General features: G+C 72.4%; 18 protein-coding genes. 1 reads left to right on the forward strand and 17 read right to left on the reverse strand.

Annotated features, from left to right (window positions below; genetic code table 11):
• Positions 1–126 precede the first annotated feature (126 nt).
• Both ACFC09_RS00800 and ACFC09_RS00805 read right to left on the reverse strand, forming a co-directional pair.
• Positions 127–900, reverse strand: coding sequence for a polysaccharide deacetylase family protein (locus ACFC09_RS00800; RefSeq protein WP_376522814.1), 774 nt, complete (start codon positions 898–900; stop codon positions 127–129).
• 471 nt (positions 901–1,371) lie between these two features.
• Positions 1,372–2,244, reverse strand: coding sequence for an aldo/keto reductase family oxidoreductase (locus ACFC09_RS00805; protein ID WP_376522379.1), 873 nt, complete (start codon positions 2,242–2,244; stop codon positions 1,372–1,374).
• A gap of 233 nt (positions 2,245–2,477) precedes the next feature.
• On the opposite strand from ACFC09_RS00805, the gene ACFC09_RS00810 reads away from it, so the two are divergent.
• Positions 2,478–3,341: a LysR family transcriptional regulator gene (locus tag ACFC09_RS00810; protein ID WP_376522382.1), complete on the forward strand. Its 864-nt coding sequence runs from the start codon at positions 2,478–2,480 to the stop codon at positions 3,339–3,341.
• A gap of 100 nt (positions 3,342–3,441) precedes the next feature.
• On the opposite strand, the gene ACFC09_RS00815 is transcribed toward ACFC09_RS00810, so the two are convergent.
• From ACFC09_RS00815 to ACFC09_RS00885, 15 genes are all read right to left on the reverse strand, one after another.
• On the reverse strand, positions 3,442–4,119 hold the full coding sequence (locus ACFC09_RS00815; protein ID WP_376522385.1) for a GntR family transcriptional regulator: 678 nt from the start codon (positions 4,117–4,119) through the stop codon (positions 3,442–3,444).
• 60 nt (positions 4,120–4,179) lie between these two features.
• Positions 4,180–5,967: a thiamine pyrophosphate-binding protein gene (locus tag ACFC09_RS00820; RefSeq protein ID WP_376522387.1), complete on the reverse strand. Its 1,788-nt coding sequence runs from the start codon at positions 5,965–5,967 to the stop codon at positions 4,180–4,182.
• Between the two features lie 47 nt (positions 5,968–6,014).
• Positions 6,015–7,244 (reverse strand): M20 family metallopeptidase, encoded by a 1,230-nt coding sequence (locus ACFC09_RS00825; protein ID WP_376522389.1) that lies wholly within the window; start codon positions 7,242–7,244, stop codon positions 6,015–6,017.
• Positions 7,241–8,167, reverse strand: a complete 927-nt coding sequence (locus ACFC09_RS00830; RefSeq protein ID WP_376522391.1) for an LLM class flavin-dependent oxidoreductase — start codon at positions 8,165–8,167, stop codon at positions 7,241–7,243. The genes ACFC09_RS00825 and ACFC09_RS00830 overlap by 4 nt, the downstream gene beginning before the upstream one ends.
• Positions 8,164–10,218, reverse strand: a complete 2,055-nt coding sequence (locus ACFC09_RS00835; protein ID WP_376522393.1) for a hydantoinase B/oxoprolinase family protein — start codon at positions 10,216–10,218, stop codon at positions 8,164–8,166. Before ACFC09_RS00835 ends, ACFC09_RS00830 begins: the two co-directional genes overlap by 4 nt.
• Positions 10,218–12,353, reverse strand: a complete 2,136-nt coding sequence (locus ACFC09_RS00840; protein WP_376522395.1) for a hydantoinase/oxoprolinase family protein — start codon at positions 12,351–12,353, stop codon at positions 10,218–10,220. The genes ACFC09_RS00835 and ACFC09_RS00840 overlap by 1 nt, the downstream gene beginning before the upstream one ends.
• Positions 12,350–13,186 (reverse strand): ABC transporter permease, encoded by an 837-nt coding sequence (locus ACFC09_RS00845; protein WP_376522397.1) that lies wholly within the window; start codon positions 13,184–13,186, stop codon positions 12,350–12,352. Before ACFC09_RS00845 ends, ACFC09_RS00840 begins: the two co-directional genes overlap by 4 nt.
• Positions 13,183–14,127, reverse strand: a complete 945-nt coding sequence (locus tag ACFC09_RS00850; RefSeq protein ID WP_376522399.1) for an ABC transporter permease — start codon at positions 14,125–14,127, stop codon at positions 13,183–13,185. Before ACFC09_RS00850 ends, ACFC09_RS00845 begins: the two co-directional genes overlap by 4 nt.
• Positions 14,124–15,260: an ABC transporter ATP-binding protein gene (locus ACFC09_RS00855; RefSeq protein ID WP_376522400.1), complete on the reverse strand. Its 1,137-nt coding sequence runs from the start codon at positions 15,258–15,260 to the stop codon at positions 14,124–14,126. The genes ACFC09_RS00850 and ACFC09_RS00855 overlap by 4 nt, the downstream gene beginning before the upstream one ends.
• Complete coding sequence (locus tag ACFC09_RS00860) at positions 15,257–16,357, reverse strand: PotD/PotF family extracellular solute-binding protein (RefSeq protein ID WP_376522402.1); 1,101 nt, start codon at positions 16,355–16,357, stop codon at positions 15,257–15,259. The genes ACFC09_RS00855 and ACFC09_RS00860 overlap by 4 nt, the downstream gene beginning before the upstream one ends.
• A 746-nt stretch (positions 16,358–17,103) precedes the next feature.
• Positions 17,104–17,514 carry a VOC family protein gene (locus ACFC09_RS00865; RefSeq protein ID WP_376522404.1) on the reverse strand — a complete coding sequence of 137 codons (411 nt, stop codon included), beginning with the start codon at positions 17,512–17,514 and terminating at the stop codon, positions 17,104–17,106.
• An 80-nt stretch (positions 17,515–17,594) separates the two neighbouring features.
• The gene (locus ACFC09_RS00870) at positions 17,595–17,990 is read right to left on the reverse strand and encodes a helix-turn-helix domain-containing protein (RefSeq protein WP_376522406.1); all 396 of its coding nucleotides are present in this window, start codon (positions 17,988–17,990) and stop codon (positions 17,595–17,597) included.
• A gap of 187 nt (positions 17,991–18,177) precedes the next feature.
• On the reverse strand, positions 18,178–19,404 hold the full coding sequence (locus ACFC09_RS00875; protein WP_376522408.1) for an amidohydrolase family protein: 1,227 nt from the start codon (positions 19,402–19,404) through the stop codon (positions 18,178–18,180).
• A 322-nt stretch (positions 19,405–19,726) separates the two neighbouring features.
• Positions 19,727–20,176 (reverse strand): Rrf2 family transcriptional regulator, encoded by a 450-nt coding sequence (locus ACFC09_RS00880; protein WP_376522410.1) that lies wholly within the window; start codon positions 20,174–20,176, stop codon positions 19,727–19,729.
• 217 nt (positions 20,177–20,393) lie between these two features.
• Positions 20,394–20,801 (reverse strand): STAS domain-containing protein, encoded by a 408-nt coding sequence (locus ACFC09_RS00885; protein WP_376522412.1) that lies wholly within the window; start codon positions 20,799–20,801, stop codon positions 20,394–20,396.
• Positions 20,802–20,951: the final 150 nt, after the last annotated feature.

Below are 20,951 nucleotides of genomic sequence, written 5' to 3' on the forward strand. Positions count from 1 at the left end.
CGGATGAAGCGGAAGTACCACTTCGGGCCCGGTCGCGGTGCGCCACGGCCGACCTTGCCGGCGATGCCCTGGCCGCCGTCTACGCGGATCGGCCGCCGTCGACCGCGGATCGGCCGGGGCGGGGGCTCAGCGCACGGGGAAGCCGAAGGAGTAGCCCTGTTCCCTGAGTTCGGGGAGGAGCCGGCGCAGGGCCTCGACGGTCTGGGAGCGGTCGCCGCCCGCGTCGTGGAAGAGGAGGGTCGGCCCGTTGGGCAGTTCCTGCTCGACGGTGGCGATGATGGCGTCCGTGCCCGGCCGCTCGAAGTCCTTGGAGTCCACGTTCCAGCCCAGCGGGCGCATGCCCCGGGAGGCGGCGAGCTTGCGGCTGTAGGGGGTGAAGGCCCCGCCGGGCGCCCGGTAGTACATGGGCCGTACGCCACCGGACGCCTCAGTGATCATGCGTTCGGCGTCGAGTATCTCCCGCGACTGGTACGCCTCGGACTTGCTGTCCATGGTGGTGTCGTGCGACACGCTGTGGTCGCACAGCCGGTGACCTGCCGCGACCACCTGCTTCACGAGGTCGGGGTGGGCCTGCGCCTGCGTCCCCGTCATGCAGAACGTGGCCTTCACCCCCTGCTCCCGCAGCAGGTCCAGTACCTGGGGGGTCCACACGGGGTCGGGACCGTCGTCGATGGTGATGTTGACGCCGCGCGCTCCCTTGTCCGAGGCGTGCGCGATGGTCACGTCCACTGGTCTGACGTCACTGCTCGGCGAGGCCGACGCGGCGGCCTGAGGCGACGAACTGCCCAAGACACCGGCTTGCGCCGTCCACACCGAGGCGCCGACGGCCAGCACCGTCACCCCGAGCGCCGCCCCGACCGCCTTGCCGTACCAGCCGCGCCTGTTGCCCCGCCGTGCCATGTCCGCCCCGCTCTCCCGCAGTTCCTCGCCGACCCGTGGTCGCCTTCCGATCAACTGGCAGGACGACGTTCGGCGGCCACCGGATGCGGCCGTTACCGATCACGCACAATTCCGGGGAGGTTCGCGGACACTTCGGCAAGCAGCCGCCGGAACCGGGGCGGCCGGGCCGCGGCGCCCCCACCGGGGTGGTGACCTGGCCGCCTCCCCCACGACCGGCCACGCCGCCTCGGCGCGCACCCGCGTACCTCCCCTCAGGCATCTACTTGCCCATGGGGAAAGCCGCCTGCTGGGCGCGATCGGGGAGTCGGCTCATCGCGGCGGCACGCGGCTGGAGCGGCGGCGGGGGGCCCGGCGGACCGGCCCCACCGCCCTGGGGCGCGTTCAACGCCTGCTGGCTGAACGGGGGATGAGGCCCGCACCACATCATCCGCCACTGCCCCTCGGTCCTGCTGGAGGCCGGGCTGCGTGCTGCTAGCGGCCGATCTCGTCCAACTCGGCGAGGTCCTCGTCGCAGAGCGGGAGTCCCGCGCCGGCGGCGTTCTCGCGCAGGTGCGCCACCGACGAGGTGCCGGGAATGAGCAGGATGTTCGGCGAGCGCCGCAGCAGCCAGGCCAGGGCGACCGACATCGGCGTCGCATCCAGCCGGGTGGCCACGGCGGACAGCGCCGTGGACTGCAACGGGGTGAAGCCGCCGAGCGGGAAGAAGGGCACGTAGGCGACGCCCTTGTCGGCGAGGTCGTCGATCAGCTCGTCGTCCTGGCGGTGGGCGAGGTTGTACATGTTCTGCACGCACACGATCGGTGCGAGGGTCTGCGCCTCGGCGACCTGTTCCGCCGTCACGTTGCTCACTCCGAGGTGCCGGATCAGGCCCTGCTGCTGGAGTTCGACGAGGGTCTCGAAGGGCTCGGCGAGCGAGCCGGGCCGGGGACCCTGGGCGTCGCCGAGCCGGAGGTTGACCACGTCGAGCGAGTCGAGGCCGAGGTCCTCAAGGTTCTGGCGGACGGCGCGGCGCAGGTCTTCGGGCTGCCGGGCAGGGGGCCAGCCGCCCTGCTGGTCGCGGACCGCGCCGACCTTGGTCACGAGGTGCAGCGACGCGGGATAGGGGTGCAGCGATTCACGGATCAGCTGGTTGGTGACGCGTGGTCCGTAGGCACCGGCGGTGTCGATGTGGGTGATCCCGAGGGCGACGGCCTCACGCAGGACGGCGAGCGCACCGTCGTGGTCGGCGGGTGGGCCCATGACCCCGGGGCCGGCGAGTTGCATGGCGCCGTAGCCGAAGCGGGTGACGGTCAGGTCGCCCAGGGTCCAGGTGCCGCCGGGCAGTGACGCGGAGGATGTGTTCATGCCTGTGTCTTTCCTCTGTCTTTCGTGTGTCTTTCCCGCTGAGCCGGATCTTGCGGAGGGCGGCCTTCCACGTGGTGCGCCGTTCGTCAACGGCACCCCTTGTCCGCGCCGGTCCCCGGCACGGACTTCGCTTCGCCCTGCCGTCGATGGTCGCCCGCCGACGAGCGGCGCATCCAACACCGAAACAGTGCCCTGTCATACCCGGCAGGTATCACCGACGTATGCTTGCGGCCATGGACACCTTGGAGACCCGCGAACTGAGGTACTTCATCGCCGTCGCGGAGGAACTGCACTACGGCCGCGCCGCCGAGCGCCTCGGCATGGCCCAGCCACCGCTGTCCCGGGCGATCCAGCAGCTTGAGCGGCGCCTCGGCGTCTCCCTGCTGACGCGCAACCGCCGCGGCGTCTCCCTGACCGGCGCCGGAGAGGTGCTGCTGCACGAGGGCCGCGCGGCCCTCGACGCGACCACCGCCGCCGCCCGCCGCACCCGCCGCGCCGGTGGCGCCGACCGTCCGGGCGGCCCCCGCGAGCGCCTGGTGCTGGCAGTCAAGGCCGCCGCCGCCCACGAACTGCTGCACAAGCTCCTCGACGCCTACGCCGCCGAGCCCGACGCCGCCGAGATCGAGGTGCTGCCGAGCGGCACCTGTGAGCAGGGCGAGATGCTGCGCGACGGCCGCGCCGACGTGGCCCTCATGCACACACCGTTCAACTCCGTCGCCGGGTTCGACAGCGAGGAACTGATGAGCGAGGGGCAGATCGCCATCCTGCCCGCGACGCACCCCCTCGCCGCACGCAGGACGCTGTCCCTGGCCGACATCAGCGACGTCCCCGGCCTACCGCTCGCCCGCTGGGCCCGTGACGGCACCTACACACCCGGACCGGGCCCCGAGATCCACGACCAGACCCAACTGGCCCAACTGATCGCCCTCGGCCGCACCCTGGCCGTCTTCCCCGACTCCGCCCGCGCCTGGCTGTGGGCCGAACACACCGCCGTCCCCCTGACCGACGCACCCCCCGTCGTCACCCACATCGCCTGGCCGGCCCACAGCCGCTCCCTCGCCCTCGCCGAGCTCATCCGCACCGCCACCCGGCTATGACTCTCTCGTGGTGCTGCCCGAGGTGTTCCGAGGAGCGGCCGAAGTGCTGCGCGGCCGTACCGAGAGGTTCCGGCGCTCCCTCACCCTGCCGGACGGGGATTCAGAACAGCCGCTTCAGGATGATCTCAAGGGAGTACTCCGTGTGCTCGCGGGCGGTCTCCCCGGCGCGGTCCGCGTCGCCGTCGCAGACCGCGGTGATGAGGTCGCCGTGCTGCCCCGAGGAGACCGCGATCTCCTCGGGGCTGTACAGCGCGGCGATGCGCTTGTTGAAGTGGAAAAGCCGGTTGGCGTGGATCATCTCCAGCAGCCGGGGGTTGCCCGAGGCCGCGGTGATGGTGTCGTGGAAGGCGTCGTTGCTGGAGGCGCGGTCGCACAGGGAGTCCACGGTCGGCGAGGTCATCCGCTCCCGCCAGCGGGCGATCTCCGCCCGCTCCTCGACGGTGGCGCGCAGGGCGGCCAGCCGCGCCGCGTGGGCTTCGAGACCGGCCCGGACCTCGTAGAGGTGCCTGATCTCCTGCGAGGTGTACTCGTGCACGACCCAGCGGCGCCGCTGCGAGCGGATGAGGCCGTCGGCCATGAGCCGCTGCATGCTCTCGCGGACCGGGGTGCGTGAGACACCGAGGCGTGCCGCAATCTCGTCCTCCACGAGCGGCGCGTTGGGCCGCAGGACGCCGTCGGCGATCTCCTGGCGCAGGATCCGGTAGACCTCTTCCGAGCGGCGGCGCGCGGACGCCTTGCCCACGCTCCCGGCTGAGGCCTCCGGCTGCTGTTCCGTCACTGGTCCGTCCTGTCCGTTCAGTCCTGTTGCCGCTCCGGGTCCATGCTCCGCCGCGTGCCGTCAGTACACGGGGCGTTCGGCGTCGCCGGAGGGGCCACGGTCCCAGGCGGGCACCGGCGGCGTGTAGTCGATCATGTGGGGTACCTCGACGTCCAGGTACAGCGGCCGCGGCCGCTTCGCGAAGTCCGCGACGTGAGCGGCGAGTTCGGCGAGGGAACGGACCGCGTACGCCTCCACGCCACATCCTCCGGCGACGGCGACCGCGTCGATGGTACCGGGGTCGACGCCGAAGTAGCGGCGGCCGGTGTAGAGGTGCTGGAGCATCTTGATCCAGCCCAGGCTGTGGTTGGTGAACTGCACGAACAGCACCGGCAGCGCGAGGCGGGACACCGTCTCCAGCTCACCGCAGGCCATGGCGAAGCTGCCGTCGGCGGTGAAGGAGACCAAGGGAGTGCCGGGCCGCGCCATGGCGACTCCGACGGCCGCGGGGATGGCGTAGCCCATGGGGCCGTGGCCCCGGGGGATCACCACGGTGCGGCCGGCCCGCCGCTGCCGCCAGTGCACGGCGACGTTGGGGGTGGGGGTGCCGGGGTCGGCGATGACGGGGGTGTCCGCGGGCAGACCGGCGCACACGACGCGCACCACCTCGTCGGGCAGCAGCAGTCCGTCCCGCAAGGGGGGCGCATCCGCCGGGCGGGGCTCGGGTGCCGGTGCGCTCGCCGCGCCGCGTACGGCGGTGAGCCGCTCGGCCCGCCGGTCCTCGTCGGCGGGTGTGACGGCCGCCAGCAGTTGGCGCAGGACGGTGTCGGCGTCGCCGGGCAGGCCGAGCGCTCCGGGGAAGTTACGGCCGGCGCGGGCCGGGTCGATGTCGATCTGGATGACGGGGACACCGCCCCGGGCGGGTCCCGTCCAGCTGTTGGTGTCGGTGGCGTTGGCACGGGTGCCGACCAGCAGCACCGCGTCGGCCTCCCGCATCAGGGCGTTGGCCCCCGGCAGGGCGCCGTTGTTGCCGACCACGCCGACCGACCAGGGGAAGTCGCCGCGCACCGCGCCGCGTCCGTGCAGGGAGGTGGCCACCGCCGCGCCCAGGGTGTCGGCGAGCTGTTCGAGGCTGTGCCAGGCGCCGGAGACATGGACGCCCGAGCCGGCGAGCACGGCCGGCCGGTGCGCCGCACAGAGCAGTCGGGCCGCCTCGGCTACGGCCGGCGCGGGGGCGGCCGTGCGCCGCGCCGGCAGGGCGGGCGCGTCGGCGTCCGGCGCGGGCCGGGCCTCGGTCGGCTCGTCGAGGACGTTCTCGGGGACGATCAGCGCGACCGGGGCCGGGCGTCCCGACACGGCCTCCAGCAGGGCTTCGGCGACCAGTCCCGGCAGGTCGTCGGCGCGCTCGGCGACCCGGGTCCACTTGGTGACGGCGGAGAAGAGGGCGACCTGGTCGATCTCGGTGAGCGCGCCGGTGCCCCGGCTGGCGGAGTGGATGTCCGAGGTGATCAGCAGCACCGGGACGCCTGCCGCGTACGCCTCGCCGAGTCCGCCCACCACGTAGGTCGTGCCGCCGCCGCTGGACACCTCCACGACGCCCACCCGGTTGCCGCTGCGGGCGTAGGCGTCGGCCATGGCGGCCGCGTGCCGCTCGTCGCGGGCCAGGACGTGCCGGATGTCGTCCGTGCGCCGGTACAGGGCGTCGTACAGGGCCACGCCGGTGTCGCCGGGGACTCCGAACAGGGTGGTGACGCCCGCGGCGACCAGCGCGTCGACGAGCGCGTCGCTCCCCCGGCGCCCACCCGGTGCGGGCTCGGGCTGCGGGGCGGCCGGGGCGAGGGGCGCCCGCTCGGGCTGGACGTCGTACACGGAACACTCCTGGTGGTGGGCGCCGCGCAGGTGCGGCGGCGAGTCGGTCAGGGACAGGACGGGGTGGCGGGGCCGACGTGCTGCCAGGCGAGTGCGGCCAGCAGCAGCGCGCCGTCGGGCAGGACCGCCTCGTCGAACACGGCGTTCGGGGCGTGGTTGCCGGCCGGACGGCCGGGGCCGGGGACGGCCGCGCCGAGGTAGCCGTAGGCGCCCGGGACCCGTTGGAGGACCCGGGCGAAGTCCTCGGAGCCGACGCGCGGGGTGGCCAGTTCCTCGTACCGGTCGGCGCCGAAGAGGTCGACGGCCGTGCGGGCGAACAGGTCGGCGTGCGCGGGGTCGTTGACGGTGGTGGGCAGGACGGTCGTGAGGGTCACGTCGGCGTCCAGGCCGTGGGCTCGGGCGATGCCTTCGACCAGCGGCGGCAGTTCGGCGGCGAGGCGTTCGGTCGCGACGGCGGAGAAGGAGCGCACTCCGGCCCGGAAGCGGGCGTCGGCGGGGATCACGTTGGGGGCGGTGCCCGCGTGGAACTCGCCCACGGTGACCACGACGGGGTCGAAGGCGTCGAAGCGGCGGGCGGTGTACGTCTGCACGCCCGCCGCCGCGGCCATGGCCACGGGGATCGGGTCGAGCGCCTCGTGCGGCCGGCCGCCGTGGCCGCCCCGGCCGAGGACGGTGGCGTCCAGGACGCTGTAGGCGGCCATCACCGGTCCTGGCCGGGTGTAGCAGCGGCCGGCGGGCAGGTCGGCGACGACGTGCAGGGCGTACGCGGCGTCCACCGGGCGGCCCGCGGCGTCGAGGACGCCCTCGTCCAGCATCCGGCCGGCCCCGTCGTGGCCCTCCTCGCCGGGCTGGAACATGAACACGACGCTCCCGGCCAGGTCGGCGCGGTGTTCCGCGAGCAGCCGGGCCGCGCCCACCAGGGCGGCGGTGTGCAGGTCGTGTCCGCAGGCGTGCATGCGGTCGGTGTCGGCGGCGATCGGCAGTCCGGTGGTCTCCCTGAGGGGCAGCGCGTCCATGTCGCCGCGCAGCAGCACCACGGGACCGGGCCGGGCTCCGTGCAGGACCGCGGTGACGGAGTCCACGGCGCTGCCCGTGCTCACCTCCCAGGCGGGTCCGGCGTCCTCGGCCGGGCGGGCGAGCGCGTCCAGCACGGTGGCGCGGGTGCGGGGCAGGCGCAGGCCGGTCTCGGGTACGGCGTGCAGGCGGCGGCGCAGCGCGACGAGGTCACCGGCGAGGTCGCGGGAGCGGGCGGCGAACCGCTCCCGTGCCCCGTTCACGGCCGCTCCCCGGCCCGGAGGCGGGGCAGCACATCGGCGACGACCTCTTCGAACACGCCGTCGCGGTGCGGTCCTTGGAGGGGGAAGGGGAACATGAACTCGGTGATGCCGATGTCGGTGAAGCGGCCCACGAAGTCCCGGAAGCGTTCGACCGACTCCCAGGGGGCGTCCTCGGTGAACCCGGCCATGAAGGACCTGCGGATGGTGGCCGGGTCGCGGCCCGCGCGCTCGGCGTGGGCGTCGAGGAGGGCGCCGCGCTCGCGGGTCAGCCGCAGGCTCTGCTGCTCGTCGAGCTTGATGCCCCGGCGCAGTTGGGAGAAGAGGCTGCCGTAGCTGCTCCAGACGTCGGCGTGGCGCGCGGCGACCGCGAGGGTGGCGTCGACGTGCGCCGCCACCAGCAGCGCGGGGCGGTCGGGGCCGACCGGGGCGGGGGCGCGCACCGCTCCCCCGACGCTGAAGTGCGTGCCCTCGTGGTCGAAGGTGTCCTGTTCCAGTACGCCCCGGACGACGGTCAGGTACTCCTCAAGGAGTCCTCCCCGCCGGGCCTGCGGCCAGGGCGCCACGCCCGCGTAGGCCAGGTCCTTCGGGTTGCCTCCGGCTCCGATGCCGGCCACGGCGCGGCCTCGGGAGACGTGGTCGAGGGTCATGGCCTGCTTGGCGACCATCGCGGGGTTGCGCAGGGGGGCTGCGCTGACCAGGGTGCCGACGGTGACGCGGGAGGTGGCGGCGGCGATCCCGGCGGCCAGCATCCAGGCGTCGAACCGGCCGCGCGCCGGACGGCCTTCGGCGTCGAGGGCGCTCCAGAGGTGGTCTCCGGCCCACAGGCTGTCCCAGCCCTCGGCCTCGAACCGGCGCCAGCGGGCGGTGAGGTCCGGCCAGGGGGCGGCTTCGTACGTCATCAGGCCGAACCTGAGCGGGGTCATCGGGTGGTCTCTCCTGTCCTGTCGGCGTGCGGGGCCGGGGTGGTGCCGGGGTCTTCCCCGGTGCGGCCCGCGGCCCGGCGTACGGCGTGGGCGACCGCGGCGCGGGTGACGGTGCCGGAGCCCGCTGCGCGGTCCGCGGTGAGGTAGGCGGTGCGGTAGGTCCGCGCCCGTTCGGCCTGCGGGAGGCGGCCGACGGCGTCGACGAGGTCCTGCTGGACGTCCTGCGGCCAGCGGCGCTCGTAGGCGGTGCGGGCCGCTCCGAGCGTGAACACCTCCGTGTGCGGAGCCGAGGGGGTACGGGCCGCGGCGGTGGCCGTCTCGTCGACGGTGCCGTCGGCGCGCAGGACGACGCCGTAGGCATCCCGGGCCCGGACGGGGTCCAGGAGTCCGCGGGCGACGTCGGCGGCGACCGCGGCGGCGGGCCGCTCACCGGGGTCGCCGAGTCCGCCGCCGCCTGCCGTCTCCACGAGCAGGACGTCCCCGGCGGCCAGCGTGACGACGTTGACACGGCCCAGGTCGCGTTCTTCCGGGGTGCCCGGGTTGAGCAGGGCGCGGCCGGGTGTTCCGGTGCCGCCGCCGTGCACGCCCCAGGGTTCGAACCGGAGGCGTTCCATGCCGCGTACGGCGAGGGTCACTCCGTCGGCGAGGGCCCTGACCCGCAGGGTGATGCCCGTGCCCCCGGGGTGCCGGCCCGCGCCGCCGGAGCCGGTGCGGTAGCGGTACTCCTCGACGAGGACGGGGGCGTCCTGCTCCAGGAGTTCGTTGGGTACGTTGCGCAGCCAGCCGCCGGTGAAGCTGGTGCCGTGCAGTCCGTCCTGTCCGGGCCGGCCGCCGGATCCGCCGGTCAGCGGCTGGCCGACGGCCACGTGGCGGCGGCCCGTGACGGGGTCGGTGTGGGCGACGGTGGCAATGGCCACGGCGCCGGATCCGGTGGCGAGCGCGTCGCCGGGGGCGGCCTGGGCCAGGCAGCCCAGGACGCAGTCCATGATGCGGAAGAACACGGCCGCGCGGACGCCGCAGGCGGCGCCGGGCCCCGGGTTGACGACCGAGCCGGGCGGCAGGTCGGCGGTGACGGCGCGGACGAGGCCGGAGTTGTAGGGGATCCCGGGGTCCTTGGAGACCAGGTAGTTGGCCAGGGCGAACACCAGCATGTAGTGGCCGGGGTCGCCGCCGGTGGGCAGGTTGACGGCTTCGGCGACCTGGGGTGAGGTGCCGTGGAAGGACAGGTGGGGGCGGCCTCGGGTCAGGGTGAGTTCCAGGGCGAGCCGGGTCGGCGGGACGACGACCGTGCCGGCGCCGTCGGGGCCGGTCCCGGTGAGTCCTTCCACGTAGTCGACGAACCGGTGGCTGCCGTCGCGGAGTTCGGCCAACTGCGCCCTCGCGCGGGCCTCGGCCTCGTCCAGGAGGTCGGCGATGGCGTCCTCCAGGGCGTCGGCCCCGTGCACGGTGACGATCTCGTCGATGCGGCGCTGGGCCGCCACGAGTCCGGTGATCTGGGCGTCGATGTCGCCCCGGTTCTCCTCCGGCACCCGGGTGTTGGCCAGGACCGTGCGCAGCAGGGCGGTGTTCTCCCGGCCGGCGTCGTGCAGCTTGGCGGGCGGGATCAGCACGCCTTCCTGGGCGCGGTCGGTGTGGGTCCAGGAGATGGAGCCCGGGACGGATCCGCCGATGTCGGAGGCGTGCACGAAGCTGAAGGCGTAGGCGATGACGCGGCCCCGCGCGTACAGCGGGGCCCAGGTCCACACGTCCGGGAGGTGGGTGACCAGGCCGCCGGTGGCGTCGGGGTCGTTGCTGATGCCGATGTCGCCGGGCGCGTACGGGGCGAGCGCCTCGATCGCGGCCCGCGCGGGTGCGCCGATCATGAGGTTGCCGGAGATGCCCCGGGGCGCGGCGAACACCTCGCCGTCCGGGGTGACCAGGCAGGTCCCGAAGTCGGCGGTCTGTTTGACGAAGACGCTGAAGCTGGTGCGGCGGATGGTCTCGGCCATCTCCTCCACGACGGCGGTCAGCCGGCGCGAGAGGATCTCCAGGGTCACCGGTGAGCTGCGCATCAGGCGGCCTTCCCCCGGGCGTGCCCGGCGTCGATCAGCAGGTTGCCCATGGCGTCCACCTCGACCGTGGCGCCGGTGGGCAGGTAGAGCGTGGCGTCCGGCGCGGAGACGACGAGCGGGCCCGGCAGCCGTGTTCCGGGGGCGAGTTCGGCGCGCCCGACGCGGCCGGCCGGGACCCGGCGGCCGTGTTCGGTGACGTGGTGCGGCCGGGGCCGGGTCCCGGCACCCGTGCCCGCGCGGGGTGTCAGCGGCTCGGACCGTGCGGTGAGGGTGACGCGCAGGCTGCGGACGTCGAGTTCGCGTCCGGAGGCGTCCACGCCGTAGGCGGCGCGGTAGCGGGCGGTGAAGGCGTCGCGCAGTGCGGCGAGGGTGGGCTGCTCCTCGTCGGGCAGGGTGACGGGCAGGGTGAACGACTGCCCGGCGAGCTGTACGTCCGCCCAGCGGGTGAGGGCGACCCGCTGGTGCAGGGGGGAGGCTTGGTCGCGGTACCAGAGGCGGGCGCGCTCCTCCAGGTCCTTCCACACGGTCCGCAGGTGTTCGTCGTCGAGGTGGTCGGTGGTCCGTCCCAGCGGGGCGACGAGGTCGTGGCGCAGGTCGGTGACGAGCGCGCCGAACGCGCACAGCGTTCCCGGGGACCACGGTACGAACAGCCGGCGGATGCCGAGTTCGCGGGCGAGCGCCACCGCCTGCACGGGGCCTGCCCCTCCGTAGGGCACGAGGCGGCAGCCGGCGGCGTCGACGCCGCGGCGCGCGAGGAGGGGGACGAGTTGGGCGTGCATCATCGCGGTGGCCACGTCGACGACGGCTTCCGCGGCGCTCTCCACGTCGGTGCCCAGCCGCCGCGCCAGGGGGACGAACACCTCCCGGGCGGCGTCCCGGTCCAGGCGCACCGCTCCTGCGGCGAAGTCGTCCGGGTCGAGGTGTCCGCAGACCACGTAGGCGTCGGTGAGGGTGGGTTCGCCGCCGCCGTGGCCGTAGCAGGCGGGTCCTGGGCGGGCGCCGGCGCTGCGCGGGCCGACCTTGAGCACGCCGGAGGCGTCCAGCCAGGCCACCGAGCCGCCGCCGGCACCGATCGAGGAGACCTCCACCGAGGGGGTGATCAGGGGGAAGTCTCCCAGTTCCGCGTCGGTGGAGTAGGGGATGCGGCCTTCTTCGACGATGGCGCTGTCGACGCTGGTGCCGCCCATGTCCATGGTGACGAGGTCGCCGACCCCGGCGGCCGTGGCCAGCCGGACGGCGCCCGCGACGCCCGCGGCGGGGCCGGACAGGAGGGTCTCGACCGCGGCGCGCAGCAGGGCCGCGCCCGCTTCGCCGTCGGTGGTGGTGTCGCCGGTGGCGAGGACGGCCTGAACGGACATCACTCCGCCGTTGGACTTGGTGATGTGCAGCGGGCAGTGCAGCCCCTGCTCGCGCAGCCGGGCGGAGAGGTCGCGGAGGTAGCCGCGCAGGAGTCCGGCGACGTGTGCGGCGAGGACGGCGACGGTGGCGCGTTCGTACTCCTTCTCCTCGGGCCACAGTTCGGCGGAGCCGGCCACGATCAGCCCGGGGTGCGCCTGCCTCAGCAGTGCCACGGCCCGCTGCTCGTGCTCGGGGTGGGCGTGGGCGTGCAGGAAGACGACGGCCAGTGCTTCGACGCCGTCGGCGAGCAGGTCGCGGGCGGCGTCGAGGAGGGCCGTCTCGTCGAGGGGGCGGTCGACCGTGCCGTCCACCCGCATCCGCTCGGGTATCTCCCGCACGTCCCGGCGGTCGGCCAGGGGGCGGCGGGCCTCGGCGAAGAAGTCGATGGGGTCGCGCAGCCGCAGCCGTCCGATCTCCAGCAGGTCCGGGAACCCGGCCGTCACCAGCAGCCCGGTGCGGGCGCCGGACCGTTGCAGCACGGTGTTGAGGGCGAAGGTCTGCCCGTGCGCGAAGTACTCCACCTGTTCCGGTGCCACGTGGTGCCTCAGGAGGATCTCGGTGACAGCCCGGACCACGGCCGCGGCGGGCCGGGCGGCGTCGGAGGGCACCTTGGCGGTGTGCAGGGCGGAGCCGTCGGCGGCGGCGAGGACCACGTCCGTGAAGGTGCCGCCGACATCGACACCGATGCGGTACGGCGGTGCCGGCACGGGTCCGGCCGTCGGGGTGGGGGTGCTCACGGGGCGGAACCTCCTTGTGGGGCGCGGGTGTTGACCAGGGCGCCGGCCACCCGGCGGGCCGCGACCGCCGCGAGCGCGGCCAGCAGCAGGGAGCCGGCGATCAGCAGGCTGGACATGGCGGTGACCGTGGGGTCCTGCCGCTGCTCCAGCCGCAGGAACATCGCCACCGGCAGCGTCGTGGTGTCGGCGGGCATCAGGAACACCGAGGTGTCGACCTCGTCGAACGACGTGAGGAACGTGAACACGGTCGCCGCCAGCAGGGCGGGCCGGATCTGCGGCAGCGTGATCCGCGCGAACGCGGCGAGCGGGGAGGCGCCGAGGTCGCGGGCCGCCTCCTCCAGTGCGGGGTCGAGGCCGGCGAGCGCGGCGCCGACGACGGCCACCACGAACGGCATCAGCAGGAGGCAGTGGGCGAAGGCGATGCCTCCGACGGTCCCGTACGCCGCCGGGAAGAGCGAGGCGTACAGGACGAACAGGCAGAACCCGGTGACGACGCGCGGCAGGCTGAGCGGCATCACGAACAGCGACCGCAGCAGTTCCCGTCCGGGGAAGGACAGCCTCGCGACGGCGTACGCGGCGGCCGTGCCGACGGCCACGGAGATCGCCGTGGCCACCACCGCGACCTGGGTGGAGTAGACCAGGCCGACGGTGAAGGGCTCGTAGGACAGGGCTTCGCGGAACCAGCGGAGGGTGAATCCGCCTCCCCCGCCGGCCGCGGTCGTGCCCCGGAAGGAGCCGTAGACCACCACGGCGAGCGGGAGCAGCACGAACACCGTGGTCGCCGTGAGGAAGAGCGCGCGGACGGCCGGCAGCAGACGGCGGGACGTCGTCATGCCTGCACCTCCCCCTTCTCGGTGGCGGACGCGCGGTGCCGTACGTCGGTCAGCCGGCCGAGCCGGTTGAAGACGGCCAGCACCACCAGGGCGACGGCCAGCAGGACCAGTGCCTGGGCCGCGGCCAGCGGCCACTGCAACTGCTGGATGTTCTGGTAGACGGACTGGGCCAGCACCGCGACGCGTCCGCCGCCGAGCAGGGAGGGGGTCGCGAAGGCGCTGACGGTGAGGGCGAAGACCAGTTGGAGGGAGGCGATGACGCCGGGCATCGTCAGCGGCAGCAGCACGGACCGCAGTCGGCGCCACGGGGAGGCGCCCAGATCGGCCGCGGCCTCCAGCACGCCGTCGGGCAGCGAGCGCAGGGATCCCAGCAACGGCACGATCGCGAAGGGCAGTTCGACGTGGACGAGGGCGAGGACCACGCCGGGCTCGTGGTAGAGCCAGCTCCCGAGCGGACCGTGCAGCAGCCCGCCCGGCGCCAGCAGCAGCATCCAGCCGTAGGACCGCACCACGACGCTGATCAGGATGGGCGAGAAGACGGCGAACATCAGCAGCCCAAAGAGCCACCAGCGGCGTACCCGCAGCAGGCACCAGGCGATGGGGTAGGCGACGAGCACGCTGAGTACGGCGACCAGGACACCGACCCGGAGGGTGGTCCACAGCACGTCCACCGTGTAGGCGTCGTCCAGGAGCCTGTGCCAGGTGCCCAGGTCGAAGGGGGCGAAGAGGCGGCTGGTGCGCTCGGTACGCAGGCTGTACGACAGCAGCAGCAGGATGATGGAGCAGAAGACGAGGAGCAGGTAGAGGGCGCCCGGCGCGACGAGCGCGTAGGCCAGGCCCCGTCCCTTGGGGCGGCGCGGGCGTGCGGGCGCCGGGTCGTGGCCGGTGCGGTCCGGATGGGTCGCCGTTGGCTCGCGCGTCTGTTCGCGTGTGCCGCTCATCGCTCGCCCCCGGCGAGCGCGGGGCCGCCGGCGGGCCGGGTGGCGGGCGGCAGGACGGTGACGTCCGCGGCGCTGACGGCCAGGCCCACGTGGTCGCCGACCGTGGGTGTCGCGCCGCCCGCGCGGGTGTCGGCCAGGATCTCCCGGCCGTCGGGAGTGGCGAGGACCACGCGGACGAGGGCGCCGAGGAAGCCCGTGGACCGGACGACGGCGCGTCCCGCGGCGCCGGCCTCGTCCGGCGCGGTGATCCGGAACGACTCGGGGCGTACGGCGACCACGGCGCCCGGTGCCAGACAGGCTCCCGCAGGCAGGGGCAGTCCCAGTCCCCCGTCCGCGGTGACCGCGCGCCGCCCGCCCCGGACGGCGGGATCGTCCTGGGTGCCGGTGATCTCGAAGAGGTTGTTCTCCCCGATGAACTCGGCGACGAACCGGCTGGCAGGCGCCCGGTAGAGGTCTTCGGCCGTGCCGGTCTGCTCGATCCTTCCGTGGGCCATGACGGCGATGCGGTCGGACATCTCCATCGCCTCGGCCTGGTTGTGCGTGACGCAGACGAACGTGGTCCCGGTACGGCGCTGGAGGCTGCGCAGTTCGCGCCGCATCTGGAGCTGGAGGCTCAGGTCGAGGGCGCTCAGCGGCTCGTCGAGGAGGAGCACGCGGGGCCGTTTCACCAGGGCCCGTGCGATGGCCACCCGCTGGCGCTGGCCGCCGGACAGGGTGCTCGGTGCCCGGCGCGCGAACGCGGACATCCCCACCACGTCGAGGGCTTCGGCGACCCTGTCGGCCGTCTCCTTGCGGCCGGTCCGTTCGGTACTGAGTCCGAAGGCGACGTTGCGGGCGACGTCCATGTGCGGGAAGAGGGCTCCCTGCTGGAAGACCAGATTGGTGGGGCGGCGGTGGGCGGGTGCGTGGGTGACGTCGACGCCCTCGATCCGTACCCGGCCCTCGTCCGCCTGCTCCAGGCCGGCGATGATGCGCAGGGCGGTGGTCTTGCCGCAGCCGGACGGACCCAGCAGGGAGAAGAACTCCCCTGGTGCCACGCGGAGTTCGATGTCGTCGAGGACGCGGCGGGAGCCGAAGGAGCGGGTGAGGCCGTCGGCGTGGACGGCCGCCGGGTCGGACGGGGAGGCGTTCACAGGTGTGCCTTCACGTCGTTGTTCCAGGCCGTGGTCGCCTTGTCCAGTCCGGAGACCAGCGCGGACCAGTCGAGCTTGAGCGCGTCCTGCACGGTCCCCAGCTGGAAGCTCTCGATGTCACGGTATTTGGCGGGCAGTTCGGCGCCTTGCACGAGCGGGATGGTGGCGGTGGCCGCGCTGTAGTCGGAGACCGCGCCCGGCGCGAAGATCTCGTTCATCAGGTCCGCGGCCAGGCCCAGTTGCTCGTCACTCGACCCCTTGACCAGTTGGAAGCCCTCGGGGAACGCCATGACGCCCTGTTTGGGCACCGCGAAGCCGATGGGATCGCCCTCGTCGATCCACGGCTGGGCCACGCCCTGGAAACCGGGGGCGATGACGACCTGGCCGCTGTTGAGCTGCTGACGCAGTTGGTCGACCGAGCTGATCAGTCCGCTGAACTGCCCCTTCTTCGCCGCCTGTGAGAAGGCGGCTATGCCCTTGGAGAGGTCGCCGTCAAAACCGCCCTCGATCTGGTTGATCACCGGGACCGCGTTGACGCTGAAGGCCGGCGCGTCCCAGGTGGTCACGCGGCCTCGGTAGGCGGAGTCGAAGAGGTCCGTCCATGAGGTGGGCGGAGTGCGGATGACCTTCTTGTTGTAGATGAGGCCCATCGCGTCCATCACCATGTAGGCGCCGAGCCCGCCGGTGGTGGTGTAGCCCGACAGCACCTTGGAGACGTTCGGCACGGACTTCTCGCTCACCGGAGCCCACAGTCCGTCCGCGGCGCCCTGGGCGAAACTCTGGGCGTTGAAGAAGCCGAGGTTGAGCAGTGGCTTGTCGGCGTTGACCTGTACGGACGAGACCAGTTTGGGGAAGGTGTCGGCGTTCGTGCCCTCGATGTAGCGGATGGTCACGCCGTGCTTCTCGGCGAACGACTTGGCGACCCTGCGTGGCACGGTCCCCTGCGCTCCGGCCCAGTGGAAGAGGGTGAGAGTTGGCGACCCGGTGGCCGAGGTGCTGCCCGGCGACCCACAGGCTGCCAGCAGCCCGCCGCCCAGGAGAGTGGCTCCAGCGGCACCGGCAGAGCGCAGAAATGCGCGGCGATCAAGATGCGTCATGGCAAATCCTCTGTCGTTCAAGAAGCCCGCATGCAGCTTCGCATGCGAAGTCGCATGCCAGAAGCCCCTGGGTTGAGACTTCACGGGCCTGAAACAAAGGCGCACGAACAAACACGCACGACGCGTCCGCGCCTCGCCGCACCCGCGTCCGGGCTCAGCACGGCACGTACTGAACAGTGGTCAGTTCAGGTGAGGCCGAGACCGACCGGGCAGGCGGGATGTGGACAGCAGGAGGACACCGGCCAGGTTGACCGCGAGGGTCACCTGGACGGCACGCGGTCCGGGGAGGTCGATGCCGAGCACCGCGGGTTCACCGGTCAACCGCACCAGGTGTGTCGACCGGCCGACGACGTACGTGAGCACCGAGACCGCCGCCGGGTGGACCGCGCTGACGGCGACGGCGCGGCGGACCGACGTCGGCCCACCTCGGACGCGCGATGCACGAGATCGGCGCCCGGGACCGGGTGCAGACCGTCAACTGGGCCTACCAGCACGGGATGGCACCGTAGACCGGCGGTCCCGGCGGTCTACGGTGCCATTCGCCATGGCGGTTCACACACCGCTCGCGCCACCGCCCGCGCGCAGCGGCCGAACCCCTCCAGCGGGTCCTCGTCGTCGACGACAGCACCGACCGCCGGCCTGTCCTCGTCCTCGCCGTCGTCCTCGCCCTCGCCCTCGTCCTCGACGGCACCGACCACCGGCGGGTGCCGGCCGCGAGGGCGTCCTGGCCCGCGAGCCGCGCGGTGCTATGCCTTCAGCTGGGTGAAGCGGATGCGGTTGCCGAAGGGGTCGCGGAGGCCGCAGTCGATTCCGTACGGGCGCTCGGTGGGTTCCTCGGTGAACTCGACGCCCCGGCCGACCAGCGTCTCGTACGTCTTGCGGCAGTCGTCCGTGGTGAAGATGAGCCAGCCACCCGTCGCGCCCTTGGTCACCAACTCGCGGACCTGCTGTGCCGTCTCCTCGGACATCGCCGGAGCACCCGGCTTCTCCAGCAGGATCTGGCGCTCCGGGTGGCCGGGGACGCTGACGGTCAGCCAGCGCATGAAGCCCAGGTTGACGTCGGCGCTCACCTCCAGGCCCAGCTTGCCGACGTAGAAGTCGAGGGCCTCGTTCTGGTCGAGGACGTATATCTGCGAGTGCGTGATGGCGTTGAACATGTGCGTCACGCTACTCGGCAAGCCGGACGAAAACTTATCCGAAACTGCTCACCCGACGGCCGGGCCGGGCAGTCGGACGGTCAGGCGCTCGGCCGCGTCCACGCCATCGTGAAGCAGGTCGGCACACCCGTGGCCAGCGCCACTTCCTTGCGGTACGTCCTCGGAGACCGGCCGACGATGTCGCGGAACGTGCGGCTGAAGGTTCCCGGGCTGCCGAAGCCGACTTCGAAACAGATGTCCGTCACACTGCGGTCGGTCTCCCGCAGCAGGAACATCGCACGCTCGACCCTGCGGCGCTGCAAGTAGCGGTGCGGTGTCTCGCCGAACGTGGCCCGGAAGGTGCGCGTGAAGTGTGCCTCCGACACATGGGCGATCCGGGCCAGGGCCGGGACGTCCAGCGGCTGCGCGTAGGCGCGGTCCATCGCATCCCGTGCCCGAAGCATGCGGCGGTTCGTCTCCTCTGCGGCGCGGCTCACGGCGCCATCACACCACGGTTCTCCGCCGTCCGTGACAGATGCGGTGACAGATGTTGACAGATGTTGACAGATGCGGTGACCGATCCGGTTCGACCTTGTCACCGACCCCGGTTCCTTGCGAAAGCAGGAATCGGCGTGGCAACGCCTCTCCCCCGAGCCTGCTGCGGACGACGCGCCGCGGACACGGCTAGCGTTTGTCGACGACGATCCGGCCGTTCAGGATCGTCATGCTCAGTTCGCGAAGGTTGCTGATGTCCTGGGTGGGATCGGCGGTCAGCACGATCAGGTCGGCGCGCTTGCCGGGCGCCACCGCGCCGAGATCGGGGCGGACACACTGCCGCGCCGCCCCGCTGGTGGCTGCGACGAGCGACTGGACGGGCGTCATCCCTGCCGCGACCATCAGCTCCGCCTCTTCCAGTGTGTTCGCCCCGAACAGGCCCCGGCCACTGAAGGTGTCGCTGCCCAGGGCGATGCTCACGCCGGCATCGGCCACCTTCCTGACATTGCCGCGCACGTCCGGATGGATCGCGTCGTGAGCCCAGAGCGTCGGGGTGTAGGTGATGTCGTGCGCGAGCATCAGATCGAGGAGCGAGCGATCGGTGATGGGTTCGACGGTGACACCATGCTCCAGGCCGTCCGCGCCGGCCTCGATCGCTTCGCGCGCCGCGACCTGCTGGGTCGTGTGGACGGTCACTCGAAGACCTCGCTCGTGCCCGGTTTCGATGCCCGCCCGAAGGAAATCGAGGGGGAGCCGCACCAGTTCGACAGCGACCGGAAATGCGGCGTTCTGCCAGACGTACGTCGGTGAGCCGGGGCGCGCGCACGCACCTTCCGACAGGAGTTTGATCGCGTCCACCTTGCGGTCGGCCAGGTGATGCACCAGATCACGCATCTGCTGCACGCTGTCGATCTCGCCCGTGAACCGTGCGCGTGCCCACGGATTGCCGTCGAAGACAGTGGCCGCGGGATGCCCGTCCCGTCCGGTGATGCCGCAGCCGGTCGCCAGGAGCCGCGGGCCTCGCAGCGTGCCCGCGGCGATCTTGGCCCGCGTCTCCAGTATCCCCGCGGTCGGATCGCCCACCGACTTGATGGTGGTGATCCCGTGCTGGAGGAACAGGTCGAGCCGTCCGGGAAGCTCGTTCTCCTCGAACGTCCGCATCGATGCCGGATCGGACACCGCAAGCACGTCGTAGAAGTGGATGTGTGTGTCGATCAGGCCCGGCAGCACCCATCCTTCGGCCGCGTCCACCTCCTTTCCGCCCCTCAGCGGCTCCGCTGAGACGGCGGCGATCTCTCCGCCGTTGATGGCGACGTCGTACAGCCCGGTGTGCGCCTTGTGGCCGTCGAAGACGTGTGCCCGGCGGATGACGAGGTCGTAAGTCGCGGCGTCGCGAACTTCGGCCTCCGTGATCACCTCGGGTTCATGGACCATTGCTCTCACTCCTGATCGGACGGTGTCTGGTGCGGGTCGGGGTCGGGGTCGGGGTCGAGTTCGGGTCGGGTAAGTCGCCGGACCGCGCTGTGGGCAGGTCTCGAACATGGCGATCTGGCAGGTGTACGACGCAGCCGGGGGCGATCCACCAAGGTGGCTCGTGCGTCCGCGGATGCCGACGCGTCGTTGGCGGCCGGTCGAGCGGCGCGGTAATCGGTGTGCCCCATCGCGGCTGAACTGATACTGCAATGGTTACAGTTAGGGTGCGAGTAACGGCGGAGGAAGCGCCTCCGCCCCTGCTCGATCAGCGATTCACCGGCGTGTGCTCACGCTCGGCAGCCAGCACCTGCTGGAGCAGGTCGGCGATCGTCGTGCGGCCGAGGCGCTCCTCCATCGCTCGTTCCGCGCTCCGGAACTCCACCTCAAGCAGGGCGCCGATGTTGCGTCCGATCTCACACACGTCGCTGGGCGGATGGGCGTGCCCCGACAGGATTCGCCCCTCCTCCACGGCGGCGTAGGCGTCGTGGAGCGTGATGTCCCGTGCGGCACGGGCAAGGGTCCAGCCGCCACCGCGGCCCTCGGCGGACCACACCAGGCCGGCGTTGCGCAGACTGCCGAGGATGCGCCGCACGAGAACCGGATTGCTCGCCAGGCTGTCCGCGATCTCCGCGGAGGTCAGCGAGCCCTCACCCCGGTTCGCCAGCATGGTGAGCGCGTGAATCGCGACCGCACTCCTACTGCTGAGACCCGCCATCTTCCCCTCACGACCTCAGTGCCATCGAGCTAACTGCAACCACTAACTGCAACCACTATGGTTGCAGAAAAATCGCCTGTCAATCCGCCGCCTGTCGGGGTCAGGGCACCCTGGGTTCCGTTGCGTGTGTGCGCGTGGACCACGGGCAGCGGTCGTCCGACGCACCCGCGGTCGTGGGAGTACTCCGACGCACCCGTGACCGCCCTGGGTGCCCGGGTCATGCTCGGACGTACGGCCACCCGTCCAGGCCGCTGCCGTCGGGGGCGTGCCGGGTCGCCCCCTCGACCGAGTCGTTGAACGCGTACACGGCGTGCAGACCGCCGGCCTTGAACACGGTGAGTATCCGGGCGTCGGCGCGGGCCAAAACCAGGGATCCGGCGTGCGCGCGGAGGAGTTTGGTGATCGCCACGATCGCACCCAGCCCCATGGAGTCCAGAAACGTCACGCCGAACAGGTCCAGGACGAAGTGCCGGTGCCCCTCGTCGACGAGTCGGGCGACGGTCTGCCGGATCGGCTCTGAGCAGCAGATGTCCATCTCGGCGGTGACACTGACGACGGTCCACCCGTTCGTCGTACGGTGATCGAGGTTGTCGTTCGTCGGGGCGAGCTGTAGGAACGTCCGCAATCTTCGCTCACTGCCTCTCGTGCCGGCCTGGATGCTTCCGTGTCTCCAGTGAACGGTTCAGGCGTTTTCCGGCACAAGGGTGTGAGTTTCAGATAGTGAGCGGCGGGCCTTCCTGCCCTTCGTCCCCGCTGCCGCCAGCGCTCGCGGCGA

It is taken from the genome of Streptomyces sp. NPDC056161 (genome assembly GCF_042268025.1).
In the GTDB taxonomy this organism is placed as follows: Bacteria; Actinomycetota; Actinomycetes; order Streptomycetales; family Streptomycetaceae; genus Streptomyces.